At 58.4% G+C, this 19,007-nt stretch carries 18 protein-coding genes and 1 pseudogene; 3 read left to right on the top strand and 16 right to left on the bottom strand.

The features are described 5' to 3' along the window. Positions 1 to 4 precede the first annotated feature (4 nt). The 10 genes and pseudogenes from FN828_RS10820 to FN828_RS10775 form a co-directional block, all read right to left on the bottom strand. Positions 5 to 565, bottom strand: coding sequence for a hypothetical protein (locus tag FN828_RS10820; RefSeq protein WP_142493422.1), 561 nt, complete (start codon positions 563 to 565; stop codon positions 5 to 7). 15 nt (positions 566 to 580) lie between these two features. Then, positions 581 to 1,003 carry a carboxypeptidase regulatory-like domain-containing protein gene (locus FN828_RS10815; RefSeq protein ID WP_142493421.1) on the bottom strand — a complete coding sequence of 141 codons (423 nt, stop codon included), beginning with the start codon at positions 1,001 to 1,003 and terminating at the stop codon, positions 581 to 583. Beyond that, a complete protein-coding gene (locus FN828_RS10810) occupies positions 1,000 to 1,410 on the bottom strand; it encodes a phage tail assembly chaperone (protein WP_221930548.1) in 411 nt (136 codons plus the stop codon). The genes FN828_RS10815 and FN828_RS10810 overlap by 4 nt, the downstream gene beginning before the upstream one ends. 2 nt (positions 1,411 to 1,412) lie before the next feature. Continuing rightward, positions 1,413 to 2,312, bottom strand: a complete 900-nt coding sequence (locus FN828_RS10805) for a hypothetical protein (protein ID WP_142493420.1) — start codon at positions 2,310 to 2,312, stop codon at positions 1,413 to 1,415. Between the two features lie 606 nt (positions 2,313 to 2,918). Further along, positions 2,919 to 3,638 (bottom strand): annotated as a pseudogene (locus FN828_RS10800) (SDR family oxidoreductase). Then, complete coding sequence (locus FN828_RS10795) at positions 3,635 to 5,167, bottom strand: ATP-dependent DNA helicase (protein WP_142493419.1); 1,533 nt, start codon at positions 5,165 to 5,167, stop codon at positions 3,635 to 3,637. The pseudogene FN828_RS10800 and the gene FN828_RS10795 overlap by 4 nt, the downstream one beginning before the upstream one ends. Before the next feature lie 64 nt (positions 5,168 to 5,231). After that, entirely contained in the window at positions 5,232 to 5,870 is a 639-nt protein-coding gene (locus tag FN828_RS10790) for an acyl-homoserine-lactone synthase (RefSeq protein WP_142493418.1), read from the bottom strand. 100 nt (positions 5,871 to 5,970) lie between these two features. Next, positions 5,971 to 6,684, bottom strand: a complete 714-nt coding sequence (locus FN828_RS10785; protein ID WP_142493417.1) for a helix-turn-helix transcriptional regulator — start codon at positions 6,682 to 6,684, stop codon at positions 5,971 to 5,973. Positions 6,685 to 7,016: 332 nt separating this feature from the next. Further along, positions 7,017 to 8,306, bottom strand: a complete 1,290-nt coding sequence (ccrA, locus tag FN828_RS10780; protein ID WP_142493416.1) for a crotonyl-CoA carboxylase/reductase — start codon at positions 8,304 to 8,306, stop codon at positions 7,017 to 7,019. A 141-nt stretch (positions 8,307 to 8,447) separates the two neighbouring features. Further along, the gene (locus FN828_RS10775; protein ID WP_142493415.1) at positions 8,448 to 9,797 is read right to left on the bottom strand and encodes a 1-acyl-sn-glycerol-3-phosphate acyltransferase; all 1,350 of its coding nucleotides are present in this window, start codon (positions 9,795 to 9,797) and stop codon (positions 8,448 to 8,450) included. Positions 9,798 to 9,949: 152 nt separating this feature from the next. Here FN828_RS10775 and FN828_RS10770 point away from each other — a divergent pair, with 152 nt between their 5' ends. From FN828_RS10770 to deoD, 3 genes are all read left to right on the top strand, one after another. Then, the gene (locus FN828_RS10770; protein ID WP_142493414.1) at positions 9,950 to 11,917 is read left to right on the top strand and encodes a protein meaA; all 1,968 of its coding nucleotides are present in this window, start codon (positions 9,950 to 9,952) and stop codon (positions 11,915 to 11,917) included. 110 nt (positions 11,918 to 12,027) lie between these two features. Next, positions 12,028 to 12,468 carry a GNAT family N-acetyltransferase gene (locus FN828_RS10765; RefSeq protein ID WP_142493413.1) on the top strand — a complete coding sequence of 147 codons (441 nt, stop codon included), beginning with the start codon at positions 12,028 to 12,030 and terminating at the stop codon, positions 12,466 to 12,468. Between the two features lie 82 nt (positions 12,469 to 12,550). After that, a complete protein-coding gene (deoD, locus tag FN828_RS10760) occupies positions 12,551 to 13,258 on the top strand; it encodes a purine-nucleoside phosphorylase (protein WP_142493412.1) in 708 nt (235 codons plus the stop codon). 30 nt (positions 13,259 to 13,288) lie between these two features. Here the strand turns inward: deoD and FN828_RS10755 are convergent, their stop codons facing one another. From FN828_RS10755 to sdhA, 6 genes are all read right to left on the bottom strand, one after another. Continuing rightward, entirely contained in the window at positions 13,289 to 14,131 is an 843-nt protein-coding gene (locus tag FN828_RS10755; RefSeq protein ID WP_142493411.1) for an urea carboxylase-associated family protein, read from the bottom strand. Positions 14,132 to 14,430: 299 nt separating this feature from the next. After that, complete coding sequence (locus FN828_RS20500; RefSeq protein ID WP_185958991.1) at positions 14,431 to 14,577, bottom strand: hypothetical protein; 147 nt, start codon at positions 14,575 to 14,577, stop codon at positions 14,431 to 14,433. A gap of 175 nt (positions 14,578 to 14,752) precedes the next feature. After that, on the bottom strand, positions 14,753 to 15,532 hold the full coding sequence (locus FN828_RS10745; protein ID WP_142493409.1) for a succinate dehydrogenase iron-sulfur subunit: 780 nt from the start codon (positions 15,530 to 15,532) through the stop codon (positions 14,753 to 14,755). A gap of 33 nt (positions 15,533 to 15,565) precedes the next feature. After that, positions 15,566 to 16,369: a hypothetical protein gene (locus FN828_RS10740; RefSeq protein WP_142493408.1), complete on the bottom strand. Its 804-nt coding sequence runs from the start codon at positions 16,367 to 16,369 to the stop codon at positions 15,566 to 15,568. Then, positions 16,366 to 17,184 (bottom strand): hypothetical protein, encoded by an 819-nt coding sequence (locus tag FN828_RS10735; RefSeq protein WP_185958990.1) that lies wholly within the window; start codon positions 17,182 to 17,184, stop codon positions 16,366 to 16,368. Before FN828_RS10735 ends, FN828_RS10740 begins: the two co-directional genes overlap by 4 nt. Before the next feature lie 12 nt (positions 17,185 to 17,196). Beyond that, positions 17,197 to 19,002: a succinate dehydrogenase flavoprotein subunit gene (gene sdhA / locus FN828_RS10730; protein ID WP_142493406.1), complete on the bottom strand. Its 1,806-nt coding sequence runs from the start codon at positions 19,000 to 19,002 to the stop codon at positions 17,197 to 17,199. Positions 19,003 to 19,007: the final 5 nt, after the last annotated feature.

Here is a 19,007-nt window from a genome sequence, read left to right as displayed (position 1 = left end):
CAGATCACCACCCGGTTGAGCCCCAGGCCGTCTTCGGCAGAGCGCCATCATAGGTCATGTCGCCATTGCCGTCTTCCCCCACTTTGTCGAGTTGGGTTTTGTTGGCGTGGCTGTGGCTGGCGGTGACGGCCGCATCAATCTGCGCCGGGGTGCTGGACGGGCGACTGGCGATATCCGTCCATGAAATCGTCACATCCATGCTTTCATGTTCGGTGATTTTCACCCAGGCGGAGCCGTCATAAACGTAAGTGGCCGCGCCTGCTGCAACGGTCGCATCCGACGATGCATCCAGCACCAGCACGGTGACCCCGGTTTCCGCCGTAAGGGCATCACGCGCCGTAATATCTGCGACCACCGCTGTTCCCTGACCGACACCGGCCAGTGCGGCAGCGATCTTAGTGTCGAGATCAGAATCGGTATGAATGCGGCGCGTGGCGTCTCCGGCAGCATTCGTGACGTAGATTTCGACATAGTTTGGGGTCGCCGGATTGGCGATGTAGTAGATCGAGTATGGTTGCAGAGTGCCCGGCAATGCGGTTTCTCTGAATGCCTTCATGATGGCCATTGGTGAATTCCTTTCTTACCAGTTGGTTGAAGTCCAGTTGACGGTGGCATTTTCTGCGTTTTCGAGAGCGTCTTGTGCATATTGCTCTGCAGCATCACGTGCAGCGCGGGCGTCCAGAACGGCTTGCTGTGCGGCATCTGGTGTCGGCGGCAAAGGATCTGTGAGCGTATCGCGGAAACCGGCCGTGGCGGCAGCGGGCACAACAATTGTAGCGTCGTGGCGATGAGACGCCGTTCTGAAGGCCACCGCGTATGATCCGGCAAAAAGTCCCACGGTGAATGCGCCACCGGCATCGGTGGTGACGCGGACAGGCTCCGGCAAAGACACGCCCGTCTCATTCGCCAGAACGTGAGGGGCCGTCGGCGTGAATGTCACCGTGACCCCGGCCATCGGCTGAAGCTGAATGTCAGAAACGTTGCCGGTAACAGTACAAGTCATGTCGATCCCCCTTTCAGATCTGGGCGGCGCGGAAACACAGGATCGAACGGATCAGCAGACTGCGGCAGTTCCCGCAGAGCCTGACGGTAGCGGGCCCAGGCGGCCCGATCGACCGGCGCATCGGGAACCTGCGTCCAGTCACTCTGCGCCAGCAACCGGTCGCGCTTCTGGCGCAGATGCAGCTGCGCCGCCGCCAGTCGTCTGGCGTTGAGTGATTCTGCATCACGCGGCACCACAGCCAGATCCCGCACCACAAAGTTCGCAGGATCGACCATGTGATCGGTCGCAATGGCAATCACGCCCCGCCGCCGGATACGATCAACACCCGCGCAACTGCCCGCCTCCAATATCTCAAACTGGCGCGTTCGATCGGTCATCGCATCCTTGCTGACCAGAACATAAAACATGGCTACACCCTCTTGAGCATGATCAGCGACATCGAACCGAGGGCACTGATATCGCCAGACCCGGTGTTGTTGTCCTCATTGCCGTACCATTCCAGCACGATCTGGCTGTCATGATCGGCATCCCCGACGATGCCGATTTCCAGCTGCGCCGTCGGAAAGTCCGCCTGCGCCCCCATCTCATCGCGCATATATTGCACCGAGGCGCTGTATTCGGCTGAGGTGAGAAGCGCCTGTTTCAGCGTATGAAGCGGAACGCCTGCGCCACCGCCGCTGACATAAAAATCATAGCCTGCCGCATCAGGTGGGCGGTAAACCACCTCGAGATACGCGTCATAGACCTCCTGCGCCCGCCCGGTGGTTTCTGGATCGGCAACGCCGCCCTCCCACAATGTGCCATTGATCCGACGCACCCTGACAGACCAACGGGCCGTCGCGGCGGTATAGCCCTGCGCAAAGGACCAAACGAGGATCGCGGAGGCATCAATGGGCGTGCCGACATTGAGCACGCAGGCCGCCGCCCATCCCGGTTTGACATAGGCCCCCGGAAATGCCGCCTCATCTGCGGCCGTGCCGTCTCGTGACGCATAAAACTCGGTGCCCACCGTGTTGGCGGCGGCATTCATCTGCGTGACAAAATCAAAGCCGCCAACACCGTCGATGATGTATTTTTGACCTTGCACAATGTCATCCAGCGCAAACCGCCCGCTGCTCAGGGCCGTTGCCCCATGGACGGACAGCACATCGCCATGCGCTTTCAGCGCGATCTTGTCCGAGCTTACCCCGCCATCCAGCAGGATCAGCCTGCCTTCGCCATCCTCCCCCACTGTCTGACCATCCAGAACCAGGCTATCCGCATAGATCGTCCCGGACACCACCAGACTGCCGTCGATGAAACGCGCCATCTGCACCCAGAGCCTAATAAGGCGAAATCAGTTCCCAGTTCGCGACTGGCATCTATCACCCACGACCAGACGCAAGATATTGTTTTTCAATAACTAATCCCTTTCTGGGAACTGAAATCCAAACTGGGAACTCCAGTTCCCAGTTCCGCGCCGGTCTGTCAGCCCCAAAACGGCCCGCAAACAGCGCCATTCAACGCAAAATATCGTTTATTGAATGGGACTTAGACGCCGCACAGCGCGAACGCACCGTCCTCAGCGGGTCAGGCGTTAAATGGCCGTTGAATGGCAATTAACGGCCATTTTTTTCTGTCAACTCTCAGGCGGTGTCAAAACCTCTGACAGAGCCACAAACGCCTTTGTTTTCAAAGCCATCCGCCATCTTCCGCCGTCTTCTACCCTCTTCCGCCTTCACTGTAAGAATAAGTGTCAACTATCATTAGGGACAGGCGGGCAGACTGTGTCGTCGCCCGTCTCCGTCCCCTCACAATCTGTCACGCTGAAAAGCCATAACGTTCGGCGCTTTTGAAGCGCCTTTGAACGCCTGTTAAAGAGGAGCAGCCCCCCTCCTCGCGCGTCCACTGGTTTGCGGACAGATCGCCGCGCAGCCTAGCCCCGCCCGATATACGGCATTTTCGTTGCCATAATCGTCATGAACTGAACATTGGCTTCCGGTCCCAGCTCGGCCATTTGCAGCACGGCCTTGGCTACGTCATCAACCTTCATCGTGGGCGGGGCCGCTTCGGGGTTCTGGGCAATCAACCCCTCCAGAAGCTCGGTTCTGGCATTGCCAATGTCAATCTGCCCGCAGGCAATATCAAAGGCCCGCCCGTCCAGCGACAAACTGCGCGTTAATCCGGTAATCGCGTGTTTGGTGGTCGTATAGGTCACGGACCCTTCGCGCGGAACATGGGCACTGATTGACCCGTTATTGATGATCCGCCCCCCCATCGGAGCCTGACGCCGCATCTGCCCGAACGCCGCACGGGCGCAATAAAACATACCGTCAAGATTCACATCACGAACCTGACGCCATTCTTCGATGCTCAGCTCGTCGATCGGAACGGCCCGGCCAAACATGCCCGCGTTGTTGAACAATACGTCCAACCGCCCGGCCTGCGCCACGAATGCGCCAAACGCGGTTTCCACCTGCGCCGGATCGGTGACATCGCAGGGCAGCACCAATGCGTTTTCGTGCCCTGCCGCGACCTTTGCCAATGTTTCGGGACGCCGCGCCAGCAAACCCACGCATCATCCCGCCGCCAGAAACCGCTGCGCACAAGCCGCGCCAATACCTGCGCTGGCCCCGGTCACAATGATCGTTTTCATAGTTCCTCCTGCGTTTCCAGAACAAGCGCGGCAGCGGGCACCGCCCGCAGATCATCCACCCGCAGCGGCCCCGAAGGTTTTGACAGCCGGTTCCGCACCACCCAGAATAACCGCTGTTCCGCCCGCGTGATTGCAACATAGGCCAGCCGTTTCCATAACGGCTGCCCCGCCTCGACCCGGCCCATGCGGGCTGCGGCATAGAGATCGGGCGCGAAAACCTGCACATTTTCCCATTGGCTGCCCTGCGCCTTGTGAATCGTCACAGCCGCCCCATGCAAAAACGCCGCCCCCATCCGCGCCGCCGATGGGATAAACGGTTCTTCTTCGTCCGGTTTTTCAATTTTGATAATCGAGGCCACATTCACCTGTGGGTCTTCGGCCCCGATCACATGCATCCGCGAAAATCCGGGCTTGCGCCCCTGCCCCAAAAACACAACCTGCGCGCCTTTGATCAGCCCCCGCGCTTCCAGATCGACGCGTTTTTTGCGGTGTTTTAACGGCAGTTCTATGCCGTCACAAATCAGCGGCTCCCCTTCCAGAAGCGCATCTTCGGGGGCGCCGTAAACCGAACGGAACGCGTTTATCAGGCGAATACGGGTTGCATTGCGCCAAACCAGCACGGGTGAACGCGCCATCAGGTCCACCTCGACCCGCTGCGCCCAAACCACACGATCATCGCGGCGGGCGGCCTCTTCGATCATGCGCTCGAAATCCTCGAACGCCAATGCAGGGTCCGCCAACGCATGTGCCAAATCCAAAATTGGGTTATCCTGATCCTGTCGGTGAACCCGGTGCAATTCCAGCTTGGTTTCCTTGGCCAGCGTATCAAATACCATCTGGCCCGACTGTCCCACCGGGGCCAACTGTGCCGGATCGCCAAACAGAACCAGCGTGGGAAAAATCTCTTTCAGGTCAGTGAATTGCTTATCGTCCAGCATCGACGCTTCGTCGATAAAACCAATATCCAGCGGATCGTCCCGCCGTTTCCAGCCCGTGATAAAATCACTGCCCCGCAATCCGGCTGCCGCCAAAGCGCCGGGAATGGATTTATGTATCTGATAAAACGCAAAGGCACGGTCCAGGGCTTCGTCGGTCAGACCTTCGATTTCCGGGCGCGTGTCATCCCCGGCCAACCATTCTGCAATGCGTTCATATTCCGGGTCATAGACGGGCGTATATAGGATGCGGTGGATCGTCGTCGCCGGAACACCCCGGTTGCGCAAAACGCTGGCGGCCTTGTTCGTTGGTGCCAAAATGGCCAGTGTGCGCCGGTCTTTTTTGCTTTTACCCTCGTAATCGCCGGACACGATATCAACACCGGCACTTTCCAGCGCCTTGGTCAGTTCCGACAATAGCAGCGTTTTCCCCGACCCAGCCTTTCCAAGCACTGCCATAACACGGGTTTTACCCTCTGTCGGCGGGGTCAGGATACCCTCTTCTATATCCACACCAAAGCCGCGCAGCGCTTCGGCGATACGGTCAAAGGCTTCGGCCTGATCATGGGAAAACGTCACTGCGGGCAGGGTCATGGCGCGACCCTACAACCAAGCCGCGCCCTGCGCCAGCGCCCAAACGCACCCGAGGACGATACCCTTACCCGGTCATCGCGAACCGCTGCGGCTGACCGCGGCCAAACGCCTGTTTGAACCACATTTCAGACAAAGCAGGCGATAGCCCCGCCTGTCGCGCCACCCGTTCCTTCGCATCCTGCGAAAATTCCCACAGGCCCACGCTAATCGCGTCCCGTCCGGTTCCAGATGCCCCCAAAACAGTCGGAGAAGACCCGATCCGCCGGTAAATTCGCACCATCCGCGCATCGAACACCCCAACGAAATGGCGCAACGCGAACCGATCCAGAATTTCGCCCCCTGCCAACATCAGCGCCGCTGCTACAGTGGGTTCCGCCCCACGCGTCAGACAAAACCGGGTGCATTCCCAAATCAGGGGGCTTTCGATCCTGACACCATCCGTCAGATTCAGGAAATGTTCGTTCACCATGCACCGCCCGACCGTCGGCAAAAACCGCATAGACCCGCCATGTGTTCCGTCCGCCCGCTGCCAGATCACGTAAAGCGGGTTCAAATCGTCGTATTCATCGCGTTCTTCGCCCGCGTCGTTCACCGCCACTTCCCAGCCAAGACGCGTCTTGAACTGGTCCGCACGGTCACGGAACATCGTATCACGTAGTAACGGTTCGTTCTTCAAATCCTCTGCATAAATATAACGCAGCATCGTCAGCCCTCCGAGCTTGTTAACGATGAGAACGTTACGCGAACAAAGTTTAAGAATTCCCCAACGCGGCGCACATAGGGGTTAACGAATCCTTACCAAGTCAGACGACAATCAATCCCCGGCTGATTGCACGGGCAACCGCATGGGTGGTGTTCAGCGCCCCCAGCTTGAACCGGGCGCTTTCTATATAAACCCGCAATGTATGTTCTGAAATCGACAACGCATCAGCCACTTGTGCCCGGCTTTGTCCCAACGCCAACAACGTCAGGGCATCGACTTCACGCGGGGACAGGCCTTGTGATGGCTCCGGGCTACGACCGGGTTCAAACTCCAGCGCCTTTTGGTTGCAATAATATGCCACCAGAATCATCCCCCGGCGATGGACTTCGGTAAAGCGTTCCCACGTATCATCGTCGCAGTTGTGATTTACCGTAAACAGGGCAAACTGCCCATTCGGACCACGCAAAGGCACGGAAAACCCCTGCTTCCCTACCCCAAACGCCCGCGCCTCCTCTTGGAAGGCGCGCGCCGCGCGGCTGGTCCAGTCCAGATCCTTCCAATCTACCGGATGGAACCGCTGAAAGCAGCCCTGAACGACCGGATCAATACGCAGATAATCCTTTTCCTGATAGTGCGCGGCCCATTCCGGGGCATAAGTTCCGCAGCCATATTGTTCGCCTGCCGAGTTCACCCAATGGTAGACTGTATGATCAACGCGGAAATGATCCCGTATCGCCTCCAGCGCAGATTGCAGGTGATCAAGACTGGTAGCTTGCTCCAAATCCTCCAGGATTTGCTCCAACCGTGGCTTCATCGCCGTGTGACGCAGGGGAACCCCCTATTTCAGCGGATGCAATCTCGACCACGGCAATCTGCCTTGCCTGCGACAGTTGTTGGGCTAACAGATCATGCCCGTTTCGCTGCGCAAAACATTTCAGGTCCGAGAGTACGTCCAAAATCCAGTCGTTCTTCATGTTTCACACTCATGGGGTTAGGTTAACGATTGGTTAACACAATCATAGCACGAGCGCCTTCCGCGAAAAAATTCACGTATTTCAACTCCCCATAAATAGCGAGAAGCGGAAAAACGCGAAACCGCCGGTGGTTTCCCCCCGGCGGTTCAAAATTTTCAATTTGTCGCGCGGCTTACTTTTTGCCCGCTTCCAGCACGTCCTCGACAGTGCGCAGGCCGGTTTTCGGGGCCTGAACCAGCACGGCCATGTTGCCCGGCTTATGTTCGTTCCGCAGCATCTTCAGGTGTGCGGCGGGGATTTCATCCCAAGTGAACACTTCGGACATGCAGGGGTCCAGACGGCGTTCGCACATCAGACGGTTGGCCGAAGCAGCCTGTTTCAGGTTGGCAAAGTGCGAGCCTTGCAGACGCTTCTGGTGCATCCACATGTAGCGCACGTCAAAGGTACAGTTGAACCCGCTGGTTCCGGCGCAGATCACCACGATCCCGCCTTTTTTCACCACCAGCGTCGACACCGGGAAAGTGGCTTCGCCGGGATGTTCGAACACCATATCAACGCTGACGCCTTTGCCGGTGATGTCCCAGATCGCCTTGCCGAATTTGCGGGCCTCTTTGGCCCATTCGTTATACTCGGGCGTGTTGACCGTGGGCAGTTGGCCCCAGCAGTTGAAGTCCTTGCGGTTGATCACGCCCTTGGCGCCCTGATCCATCACGAACTGACGTTTGCTTTCGTCGGAAATCACGCCAATCGCGTTGGCCCCTGCGGTATTTGCCAACTGAATCGCATAGGACCCCAGACCGCCCGACGCGCCCCACACCAGAACGTTCTGGCCGGGCTTCAGCTCGTGCGGGTGATGGCCGAACAGCATCCGGTAGGCGGTGGCCAGCGTCAGCGTATAGCAGGCCGATTCTTCCCAAGTCAGGTGCTTGGGGCGCGGCATCAACTGTTGCGCCTGCACGCGGGTGAACTGAGAAAACGAACCGTCATTCGTTTCATAGCCCCAAATCCGCTGCGAGGGCGAGAACATCGGATCGCCGCCGTTACATTCCTCGTCGTCGCCGTCATCCTGATTGCAGTGGATCACAACCTCGTCGCCGACTTTCCAGTTTTTCACCTTATCGCCAACTTGCCACACGATGCCCGCCGCATCCGAACCCGCGATGTGATAAGGCTGCTTGTGGCCATCGAACGGCGAAATCGGAACGCCCAGACCAGCCCAGACACCGTTATAGTTCACGCCCGCAGCCATGACCAAAACCAGCACTTCGTGGCTGTCGATCTGCCAGGTATCCACGACTTCAACCTGGAATGACTTGTCCGGTTCGCCATGACGTTCGCGGCGGATCGCCCATGCGTACATTTTCTTCGGCACATAACCCAGCGGGGGCATTTCGCCGATTTCATAAAGGTCTTTTTCGGGCGCCTCGTAGGGGGCGATGCCGGTGTTCGTGTCCAAAGCCATCAGAGCCTCCATCTGTCTGTAATGCCGCAACGCAGAATCGCGGTGTCATGCGTTTGAGATAAAGACGGCCACGCAACAATGCAATCTCAATTCGCAGATTTTTGAAATTTTATAACCGAGCGGATGCAGAAAAATCCGAGCCTATTTGCTGCAATCGCGAAAAAGGTGTTTTATAGAAGCAGCATAAAAGCTCAGCACGCTTTCTTGCCCCTTCGTCACCTGAATGCCATCACTCCCGTCCTGCACAAGCCCGCGCAACGTCAACACCTGCAAACCGTCCTCTAGCGCGGCATCATATGTGTCATCCGGGAACTCTGTGCGCAAATCGCCCAGCCCGGCGATCAAGGCCTTCGCCCGTGCCTTCAGCGTGTCACGCGGAACAGGCCCGTCCGCAGTCAACAATACAGTCGCAACCAATGGCACCGGCAACACCGGAACCTCGTGGGCGATACGTTCCATCACTTCTGCGGCCAGTTGTGCCAGCTCACCGTGGAAATCGGACAGCACCAAGGGTTTCCCAAAACTAACTCCGGCATATCCAAACCGCTTATGCCGCCCTGACATCCACAGCCAAAGCTTCCGCAAAACAAATCGCAGGATCACACTGATCCGGGCCGGAAACCGCCGTGTGCCATTTTGGGTGGCACGAATTAACACCCGATCTTCCAGCACACGGTCATAATTCAACGCGACCGGCACAAATATCACGTCCCGCTTCGGCACAGGGCCGCGATCCAGGATGTACTTGAGTATCCCCAGCTTAGGCGCGCCTAGTTGCCCGGTCAGGCTTAGCCCGCCTTCGGGGAAAACCGCCTGCGTCACCCCTGCATCGGTCGCCATCCGGATATATCGCGCCAAAATCATACGGTACAAATCATCCGCCGATTTGCGCCGAATAAAATAAGCCCCCATCGCCCGCACCAGTCGGCTAAGCGGCCAAACATGCGCCCATTCCCCCACGGCATAGCTGATTGCCCCTTGTCGCGCGGCCAAATAAGTGACCAGCACATAATCCATATTGCTGCGGTGATTGATGACGAAAACCACCGTTGCGTTGCGATCCAGCCCACGAAGGCTGTCTTCGCCCATCACACGCACATCATACAGGGTTTGGCTGAGCCACCGGGCAATCCGCGACCCAAAGCGAAAATATGTCCACGCGCTAAAGGACGGCACAATTTCACGCGCATAGCGCCGCGCAGTTTCAAACGCCACGTTTTCGGGAATCCCCATCGCCTGTGCATGTATCGCGATGGCACGACCAACGTCAGGATCGTAAATCAGCCTTTGAATCATGTCATAGCGCCGCGCCAGCTTGAACGGCTCGATCGGACGGGCCAACCGGGTATTCAGCCGCGCCACCAGACGTTCCATCCGCTTGCGGAAAAACCAGCGTACAGACGGGAACAGGAAATGCGACGCGAACGTGACCGCCGCGAAGGCGATCAACAGCAACAGCGCCCAGAGCGGCATTTCAACTGTGGTTCTCATTCGGGCATCCTGCCCCGGTTTCGCCACTTCTGTAAATCTGCGCCGCAGCGTTTCTACAATGCCGCAACGCGGCGAATTGACAGAGGCATAAAATTCCAAGTATCAAACCCCGAACGCAATATTATTGCCCCACCATGATTCACGAGGCCGCCATGACCGAAATGCAAAAAGATCGCCCCTGGCTGTTCCGCACCTATGCGGGCCATTCGACCGCCCAAGCCTCGAACGCGCTGTACCGAAGCAACCTGTCCAAAGGCCAAACCGGCCTGTCCGTGGCCTTCGATCTACCCACCCAGACCGGCTATGACTCGGATCACGTTCTGGCGCGGGGCGAGGTGGGCAAGGTCGGCGTGCCGGTCAGCCATCTGGGCGACATGCGCGCCCTGTTTGATCAGATTCCGCTGGAACAGATGAACACCTCGATGACGATCAACGCGACCGCACCTTGGTTGCTGTCGCTATATATCGCCGTGGCCGAAGAACAGGGCGCCGACGTGTCCAAACTGCAAGGCACGGTGCAAAATGACCTGATCAAGGAATACCTGTCGCGCGGCACCTATATCTGCCCGCCGAAACCATCGCTGAAGATGATCGCGGACGTGGCTGAATATTGCTATACCAACGTCCCGAAATGGAACCCGATGAACGTGTGTTCCTATCACCTGCAAGAGGCAGGCGCGACACCGGAACAGGAACTTGCCTTTGCATTGGCCACCGGCATCGCCGTTCTGGACGAACTGAAACCCCGCGTCCCCGCCGAAGATTTCCCCGCCCTATGTGGCCGCATTTCGTTCTTTGTGAATGCGGGTATCCGTTTCGTCACCGAAATGTGCAAAATGCGTGCATTTGTGGACCTGTGGGATGAAATCCTGCGGGATCGGTACGGGATCGAAGACGCCAAATTCCGCCGTTTCCGGTATGGGGTGCAGGTGAATTCGTTGGGGCTGACCGAACAACAGCCGGAAAACAACGTTTACCGTATCCTGATTGAAATGCTGGCGGTTACCCTGTCCAAAAAGGCGCGCGCCCGTGCCGTGCAGTTGCCCGCATGGAACGAAGCCCTGGGCCTACCCCGCCCGTGGGACCAACAGTGGTCTTTGCGGATGCAGCAAATCATGGCCTATGAAACCGATCTTCTGGAATACGAAGACCTGTTCGATGGCAACCCCGCCGTGGATCGCAAGGTCGAAGCCCTGAAAGACGGGGCGCGGCACGAATTGGCCAATCTGGATTCGATGGGGGGCGCTGTGGCGTCCATCGAATATATGAAATCGCGGCTGGTGGATTCCAACGCCGAACGCCTGAACAAGATCGAAAAGAACGAAACCATCGTGGTTGGCGTGAACAAATGGGTCGAAGGCGAGGCCTCGCCGCTGACAGCGGGCGATGGTGGCATCATGGTGGTCGATCCGGCGGTCGAGGCGGATCAGATCGCCCGCCTGTCCGCATGGCGGGCCGAACGGGATCAGGCTGCCGTGGATGCGGCGCTGGCGGCGCTGCGCGACGCCTCTCAAAAGGGTGAAAACGTCATGCCCGCGTCCATCCAATGCGCCAAGGCTGGCGTGACCACCGGCGAATGGGCCGCGCAGATGCGCACCGTTCACGGCGAATACCGTGGCCCCACCGGCGTATCCAAATCCGTTTCCAACAAAACCGAAGGTCTGGAAGACATCCGCACCGCCGTGGATGCCGTCAGCGACCGTCTGGGCCGCCGCATGAAGTTTCTGGTTGGGAAACCCGGTCTGGACGGGCACTCCAACGGGGCCGAACAAATTGCCTTCCGCGCCCGCGATTGCGGCATGGACATTTCCTATGAAGGTATCCGCCTGACCCCCGAGGAATTGGTGAAAGCAGCGCAAGCGGATGATGCGCATGTCGTCGGTCTGTCGATCCTGTCCGGTTCCCATATTCCGCTGGTCGAAGACATGATGAACCGGATGCGGGCTGCCGATCTGGGGCATATCCCGGTGATCGTCGGCGGCATTATCCCTGATGAGGATGCCAAGCGCCTGTTGGCGATGGGGGTGGCCAAGGTCTACACGCCCAAGGACTTTGAACTGAACACGATCATGATGGACATCGTGACCCTGGTCGATCCGCAACAGGTGGCGGCAGAATAATCCAGCCTGCGCATCGTCGCAAATTTCCCGATCCAAACAGGCCGCCCGTGGTTGCGAAACTGCGGGCGGTTCTACATTCTGGTGCCATTGTCACACCAAAGGACGCCGCCATGACATTGGACATCCGCCCCCTGACCCAAGCCGACGAAGCCGAATGGCGCCGCCTTTGGACGGGTTATCTGGAATTTTACGAAACCACAGTCCCCGAAGACGTGTATCAAACCACCTTCGCCCGCCTGCTTTCTGCCGATCACCCGAACCAGAATGCGTTTCTGGCCGTACTGGACGGGCGGGCCGTGGGCTTGGTGCATTACATCATCCATCCGCATAACTGGCGGGTCGAAGACGTAGTGTACCTGCAAGATCTGTTCGCGGACCCCACTGTGCGCGGGCAGGGCATTGGCCGTGCCCTGATTGAAAAAGTATATGAAACAGCAGATGCCAATGGCACGCCAACCGTGTATTGGCTGACGCAGGATTTCAACACCACAGCGCGCCAGTTGTATGACCGGATTGCCCATGTGACCCCTTTCATCAAATATCAACGCTAAGCGCCGCTGCTTCGTCCCTGACCATAGGCCCCCCCCCCTTAACAAATCGTTCGCGTTTTGTTTTTCCGCAGGAGTTTCAGAAATGACCATCCATATCGGTGCAAAGCCCGGTGAAATTGCCGAAACCGTCCTGATGCCCGGTGATCCCTATCGCGCCAGATGGGCGGCTGAAACCTTTCTGGAAAACGCCAAATTGGTCAACGACGTCAGGGGGATGCTGGGATATACTGGCATATGGAACGGCCACCCAGTTACCATTCACGGATCAGGCATGGGGATGCCATCGCTGTCTATCTATGCGAATGAACTGATCCGTGATTATGGGGCCAAAACGCTGATCCGTATCGGTTCCTGTGGCGGAATGCAGGAAAAGGTTCAGGTCCGCGATGTCATTATCGCAATGACCGCCTCGGCCCTGTCGACACCGTCCAGCGGGATTTTCAAGGAACTGAACTTTGCCCCTTGTGCAGACTGGTCCCTGCTGCGGGCCGCCGTGAACGCGGCAGAGGCCAAAGGCGTTCCAACCCATGTCGGCGGCATTTATTCCGCCGATGTGTTCTATGACGAACGCCCCGATCTGAACGAACAAATGACGCGCCACGGCATTCTGGGGGTCGAGATGGAGGCCGCCGAACTGTACAATCTGGCCGCGCGTTATGGTGTCCGGGCCTTGGCGGTTCTGACGGTGTCCGACCATCTTCTGACTGGCGCGGCCCTACCCAGCGCGGACCGCGAACGATCCTTTGGCGATATGGTGGAAATCGCGCTGGAAGCCGCCTTTGCCGAATAAAAAAGAGCGCCCAATCGGGCGCTCCTGCCTTTACCGTCCGTGGCTGCGGTCATAGCCGTTGATTGGCGGGCTGCTCCACCCGTTCAGGACATCTTGGCCGGGCGCGAACACTTCGATCAGCAGCGGATAACATGCTGCGGTGTCCGATGAATGCTCGGACGAGCAATCCCCACCCGGACAGGCCGACAACGCCCCCAGCAGGTTGATTTCCGCAAAAAACTCCAGATAGTCGCCGGGGCGTACCGGGCTGGCCTTCATGAAATACTGCCCGGTGTCACGGGTAAAGCCGGTACACATGAACACGTTCAGCACGTCATGCACATGGGGTTCTGCCTCGGCCAATGTCATGCCCGTTGCATCTGCCAGCGCCCGCGTCAGGTTTGAATGACAGCAATGGTGATATTGCCCGCCCGCCAACAGATTATGGGTATAGGGATCGCAGCGCGTTCCGATCACGTCATGCACTGATCCACCAAACGCGTCGATCCCGTACCAGCCCAGTGTATCGTCAACAATCGTTGCCATCGGGCGCAAATAGGGGAAACTGGACCACATCCTTTGCCCTGTTGTCAGATGCGTTCCATGCAGCGCCCGCGATTTCCCGGAATAAAACCGTTCGGACAGATCATCGGCATTCCACAGGTTCAGATCCCCCACCTGTGGCCCCTCGATCGACGAAATGCGGAAAAAATGCCCGGCAGGCACCCGGAACGTCGCCGCTTCGCGCGGGGCGGCGAAAACCTCGTCCACCTTCACAGCCGTTTCACGGGCGGCGCGATACAGGTCCAGCGGTGGCACTGGCAGCGTTTCATTGGGATAGCAGATCACCGGCGGAACAGCGCGGCGGGCATCGGCATCGGCGGGTTGTGTCATGGTGACCTCAAAGCGTTGGCGGTGGCGTTTCAACATGGCATTGCCGCGGGGGCTTGCCATCCGTGGTAAAAGCTTCAACCCCACAGGTCACACAATAAAAAGCCGCACGCCCATCCAAATCAGCACGACGATTGGCCCGCCAGCGACAATGCCGCGTCTTCCGGTTGCTAAGCAACATCACCAAGATAAAAGCGATAAGCAGACCTACGGGGAACAACATTCCCTTTTCTGGGCGCAGGGAACACCATTGTCAAACCCCTGCGCCAGATGCCAGCAACCAATATCCTTCGTGCGCCCAATCAGGCGGCTTTGGCGTATTCGTAATAGTCCGGTGCTACATCTTCTGTGACAGCGGCAACATACGGCGCGGGTGTGTAATAGGCATATGCCTGTTCCAAAGCGGCCAAAGCAGCGGTCTGAACGGGGGTTTTATGCGGTTGGGACATGATGCGCCTTTGCGGTTATCTGATCGTCCTCCCGTGACGCCAACATAGGCGATTTCACTGGAATAACATCTGCTAAACCGGAAATGCTGCCATGCAGCATATGCAGATTTTCCCAAGGTCAACATGGAAAAGGCCCGCCAATCAGGCGGGCCTTTGAACCATCTGTATCGGCAGATCAAACCGCGCGGTTGATCATCATCCGCTTGATTTCTGCAATCGCCTTGGCCGGGTTCAACCCTTTGGGGCAGGTTTTGGCGCAGTTCATGATTGTGTGGCAACGATACAGTTTGAACGGGTCTTCCAGATTGTCCAAACGTTCGCCCGTGGCTTCATCACGGCTGTCGATGATCCAGCGATAGGCATGCAGCAGCGCGGCCGGGCCAAGATACCGATCACCGTTCCACCAATAGCTGGGGCACGAGGTCGAGCAAGACGCGCACATCACGCATTCATACAGACCGTCCAGTTTCTTACGATCCTCGATCGACTGCTTCCACTCTTTCGCGGGGCGGTTGGTTTTGGTTTCCAGCCACGGCATGATGCTGGCGTGCTGCGCATAGAAATGGGTCAGGTCGGGGATCAGGTCTTTGACCACCGGCATGTGGGGCAGCGGATAGATTTTCACATCGCCCTTGATTTCATCCATGCCATAGATACAGGCCAGCGTGTTGATCCCGTCGATGTTCATCGCGCAAGACCCACAAATCCCTTCGCGGCAGGACCGGCGGAAGGTCAGGGTGGGGTCGATCTCGTTCTTGATCTTGATCAGCGCGTCCAGAACCATCGGCCCGCATTTGTCCATATCCACGAAATAGGTATCGACACGCGGGTTTTCGTTTTCGTCCGGGCTCCAGCGATAGATCTGGAATTTGCGCACGTTGGTCGCGCCTTCCGGCTTGGGCCACGTCTTGCCGGTCTTGATCTTGGAATTTTTCGGTAGGGTGAATTGTACCATTGTCTTACCTTTCGATCGGTATGGTGCCGGAGCTTAGTGCAGCCTGTCCAGCCAGTTCCTGTCTTTTTCGTATCCAAGGGTGATAAGGTCATCGCCGAAGCGATCCAGATAGGCGCGCGCCACAGCCACTGGCAACTTACCCGGCCACTGCCGCGCCGCGCCCGAGGCGACATGCCCCGCCACCACGGTTTTTCGGCTGTTCGGATCGGCCATGCCACCGAACAGCGAATTGTCCCAAAAGGCGCGAACGCCTTTGTCCACCTGATCCGGGGTCAGACCGAACCGGACCAGTGCGGCCCGGAACATCTGACATTCCGTATCGGCAATCAAATCCTCGTAACGCCATTCGATGCAGTCCGGGCGGGTGTAATTCCAGCTTAGCATCTGGCGCAGGGTATCGGCGTGTTTATGGTCCATCTCGAACAGCAGGCGGTCCTGCGGGTCGGAAATGGACAGCAGTTTTTGCTGATACGTCAGCCCGCCGAAATCATCCCGCGCTTCGTGCAGCCAATCCTCTTTCGAGGCGGGGGCCGTTTCGTGATACCGCGCACCGGACAGTAACACATCCCGCGGATCGCGGATGATATGCAGGAACAGCACGTCCTCACGCGCCATCAATTCCGTGGGGAAGGCTGAATCCCAGTTCGTCCCCAGCACGCGCCCTTCGGCAGGCAGGCGTTTGACTGCGCGTTTCCACATCGACAGCTTCGGCACGTCCAACGCGGCTGACAGCGCCTTGAACACCTGCTGCATCCAGATCGTGCCGGTTTTGTGATGCGTTCCCACGCACAGGATACGCGGTGCCACGGGGGTGATATTCTGGGCAAGGGCGGTCATTTGAACAGCCCCATATTCTTTACCACCACATCCCGCACGGCCCCGATCTGGCGGCGTTTCAGCGGGCTGCGGTTGATGTCCAACATAAAGGCCAAAGCCGCGTCAGACAGGCTTTCGTTCTGCGCACCCGGCGTTTTCAACTGCGCCAGCAGTTCCGGCCCCACCCCTGCCGTTTCCAGCAGTGCAGCCCCACTGGGCCGCCCCGCCGCGCGGTCAGCATTCATGTCGCGGAACACCACCGCCCCTTGGGTCAGGCCAGACAGCGTATCGTGCAGCGCAGACCAGTCCACGGGCAAAGCAACACCATTGCACCATTCGTCAAAGTCCTGACGGCAGCGCAACTGCTTGACCTCTTGGTTATGGGCGCTTTTCAGCCACGCTTCGGGATCGCGGGTGTTAAAATGGAATTCGCAAATGGCCGGGGCAGCGGCGTCTTCGACCACGGGCAGCATGGTGCGGGCATGGGTGAAAATATCCCCCGTCTCATCCCGCAGCTTCAACCCCAGCACATTTTCGTCCGAGACAATGGCGCAGCTATGGCCACTGTCCCGCACTGTATTTACAATCTTGCGCACCTCGTCCTGAAAGGCGGTTTTATCCGCCTCGGACCGGGTGCGCAGGAAAACGGCGGCGGCCTCCCGCAGGGCCGCCGTCCAGCGGCCACGCGGAAACAGGGCGATTTTTTCGCCCAGCAGCACCCGGTTCTTGCGCAACAACCATTGCACCGCGGTGGTTCCGGTTTTCTGAAAACCGAAATGCCAGATGATCCGCGGCGCAAAAGCTGCGCCAGATGCCGGGCTTATGGCCGACGCCATCGCCATGATGCCTTAGAACGTCCGCGCTTTCGGCGCGATCTTCTTCAGGCTGATGCCGCCTTCGGCTTCTGTGGTCAGCGGGTCAACGATGACCGGACGATAGGACAGGTCCACCTTGTTGCCTTCGACGCGGCTGACGGTATGCACCCGCCAGTTTTCGTCATCGCGCGAGGTGTGATCCTCCATCGCGTGTGCGCCACGGCTTTCCTTGCGTGCTTCGGCCCCAACGATGGTGGCCAGCGCGTTCGGCATCAGGTTGGTCAGTTCCAACGTTTCCATCAGATCGCTGTTCCAGACCAGCGAACGGTCTGTCACATGCAGATCACCCAGCTTCGCAGCAATGGCGGTCATCTTTTCAACGCCTTCGGCCAGCGATTTGTCGGTACGGAACACCGCCGCATCGGCCTGCATCGTGCGCTGCATTTCCAGCCGCAGGTCTGCGGTGGCGATACCGCCCTTGGCATTGCGCAGGCTGTCGAAACGATCGAATGCCTTGTCCACCGACGCCTGGTTCAGAACCGGGTTCGGCGCATCGGGGTTTACAACCTTACCGGCGCGAATGGCAGCGGCACGGCCGAACACCACAAGGTCGATCAAAGAGTTCGACCCCAAGCGGTTCGCCCCATGAACCGAGGCACAGCCAGCTTCGCCCACGGCCATCAGGCCCGGAACGACGCCGGTCGGGTTCTCGGCGGTCGGGTTCAGCACCTCGCCCCAATAGTTTGTCGGGATACCGCCCATGTTATAGTGAACGGTCGGCAGAACCGGGATCGGTTCCTTGGTCACGTCGACACCGGCAAAAATCTTCGCGCTTTCCGAAATACCGGGCAGGCGTTCGGCCAGTGCTTCGGGCGGCAGGTGCGACAGGTTCAGGTGAATGTGATCGCCATGTTCGCCAACGCCACGACCCTCGCGGATTTCCATGGTCATCGAACGGGACACATAGTCACGCGGGGCAAGGTCTTTGTACTGGGGCGCATAGCGCTCCATGAAACGCTCGCCTTCGCTGTTGGTCAGGTAGCCACCTTCGCCGCGCGCGCCTTCGGTGATCAGACAGCCCGAACCGTAAATCCCGGTCGGGTGGAACTGCACGAATTCCATGTCCTGCAACGCCAGACCAGCGCGGGCAACCATGCCGCCACCGTCGCCGGTGCAGGTGTGTGCCGACGTTGCGCTGAAATAGGCGCGGCCATACCCGCCGGTCGCCAGCACAACCATTTTTGCATTGAAGACATGGAACGTACCGTCGTCCAACTTCCAGCAAACAACGCCCTGACACTGACCATCATCCGACATGACCAGATCAATGGCGAAATATTCGATATAGAATTCGGCGTTGTTTTTCAGCGATTGACCATACAGCGTGTGCAGGATGGCGTGGCCGGTCCGGTCAGCCGCGGCGCAGGTGCGCTGCACGGGCGGGCCGTCACCGAATTCGGTGGTGTGGCCCCCGAACGGACGCTGGTAAATCTTGCCTTCTTCGGTACGGCTGAACGGCACACCGTAGTGTTCCAGCTCGTACACGGCCTTGGGGGCTTCACGCGCCAGATATTCCATCGCGTCAGTGTCGCCCAGCCAGTCCGACCCTTTTACGGTGTCGAACATGTGCCATTGCCAGTTGTCCGGCCCCATGTTGGACAGCGACGCGGCGATACCGCCCTGCGCTGCAACGGTGTGGGAACGGGTCGGGAAAACCTTGGTCACGCACGCGGTACGCAAACCTTGCTCGGCCATGCCCAGCGTTGCCCGCAGACCAGCGCCGCCAGCCCCCACCACGACCACGTCGTATTCGTGAACTTCGTATTCGTAAGCTGCCATTTTTC

The organism is Thalassovita litoralis, from assembly GCF_900182725.1.
Taxonomy (GTDB): domain Bacteria; phylum Pseudomonadota; class Alphaproteobacteria; order Rhodobacterales; family Rhodobacteraceae; genus Thalassobius; species Thalassobius litoralis.
Note: the sequence above shows the minus strand (reverse complement) of the source record. Positions and strands in the feature narration are given on the sequence as shown.

Bases quoted from the DNA above. Each gene is read 5' to 3' on its own strand.
- FN828_RS10820 (WP_142493422.1), bottom strand. From the start codon at position 565: ATGGCCATCATGAAGGCATTCAGAGAAACCGCATTGCCGGGCACTCTG.
- FN828_RS10815 (WP_142493421.1), bottom strand. From the start codon at position 1,003: ATGACTTGTACTGTTACCGGCAACGTTTCTGACATTCAGCTTCAGCCG.
- FN828_RS10810 (WP_221930548.1), bottom strand. From the start codon at position 1,410: ATGTTTTATGTTCTGGTCAGCAAGGATGCGATGACCGATCGAACGCGC.
- FN828_RS10805 (WP_142493420.1), bottom strand. From the start codon at position 2,312: ATGGCGCGTTTCATCGACGGCAGTCTGGTGGTGTCCGGGACGATCTAT.
- FN828_RS10795 (WP_142493419.1), bottom strand. From the start codon at position 5,167: ATGACCCTGCCCGCAGTGACGTTTTCCCATGATCAGGCCGAAGCCTTT.
- FN828_RS10790 (WP_142493418.1), bottom strand. From the start codon at position 5,870: ATGCTGCGTTATATTTATGCAGAGGATTTGAAGAACGAACCGTTACTA.
- FN828_RS10785 (WP_142493417.1), bottom strand. From the start codon at position 6,684: ATGAAGCCACGGTTGGAGCAAATCCTGGAGGATTTGGAGCAAGCTACC.
- ccrA (WP_142493416.1), bottom strand. From the start codon at position 8,306: ATGGCTTTGGACACGAACACCGGCATCGCCCCCTACGAGGCGCCCGAA.
- FN828_RS10775 (WP_142493415.1), bottom strand. From the start codon at position 9,797: ATGAGAACCACAGTTGAAATGCCGCTCTGGGCGCTGTTGCTGTTGATC.
- FN828_RS10770 (WP_142493414.1), top strand. From the start codon at position 9,950: ATGACCGAAATGCAAAAAGATCGCCCCTGGCTGTTCCGCACCTATGCG.
- FN828_RS10765 (WP_142493413.1), top strand. From the start codon at position 12,028: ATGACATTGGACATCCGCCCCCTGACCCAAGCCGACGAAGCCGAATGG.
- deoD (WP_142493412.1), top strand. From the start codon at position 12,551: ATGACCATCCATATCGGTGCAAAGCCCGGTGAAATTGCCGAAACCGTC.
- FN828_RS10755 (WP_142493411.1), bottom strand. From the start codon at position 14,131: ATGACACAACCCGCCGATGCCGATGCCCGCCGCGCTGTTCCGCCGGTG.
- FN828_RS20500 (WP_185958991.1), bottom strand. From the start codon at position 14,577: ATGTCCCAACCGCATAAAACCCCCGTTCAGACCGCTGCTTTGGCCGCT.
- FN828_RS10745 (WP_142493409.1), bottom strand. From the start codon at position 15,532: ATGGTACAATTCACCCTACCGAAAAATTCCAAGATCAAGACCGGCAAG.
- FN828_RS10740 (WP_142493408.1), bottom strand. From the start codon at position 16,369: ATGACCGCCCTTGCCCAGAATATCACCCCCGTGGCACCGCGTATCCTG.
- FN828_RS10735 (WP_185958990.1), bottom strand. From the start codon at position 17,184: ATGGCGTCGGCCATAAGCCCGGCATCTGGCGCAGCTTTTGCGCCGCGG.
- sdhA (WP_142493406.1), bottom strand. From the start codon at position 19,002: ATGGCAGCTTACGAATACGAAGTTCACGAATACGACGTGGTCGTGGTG.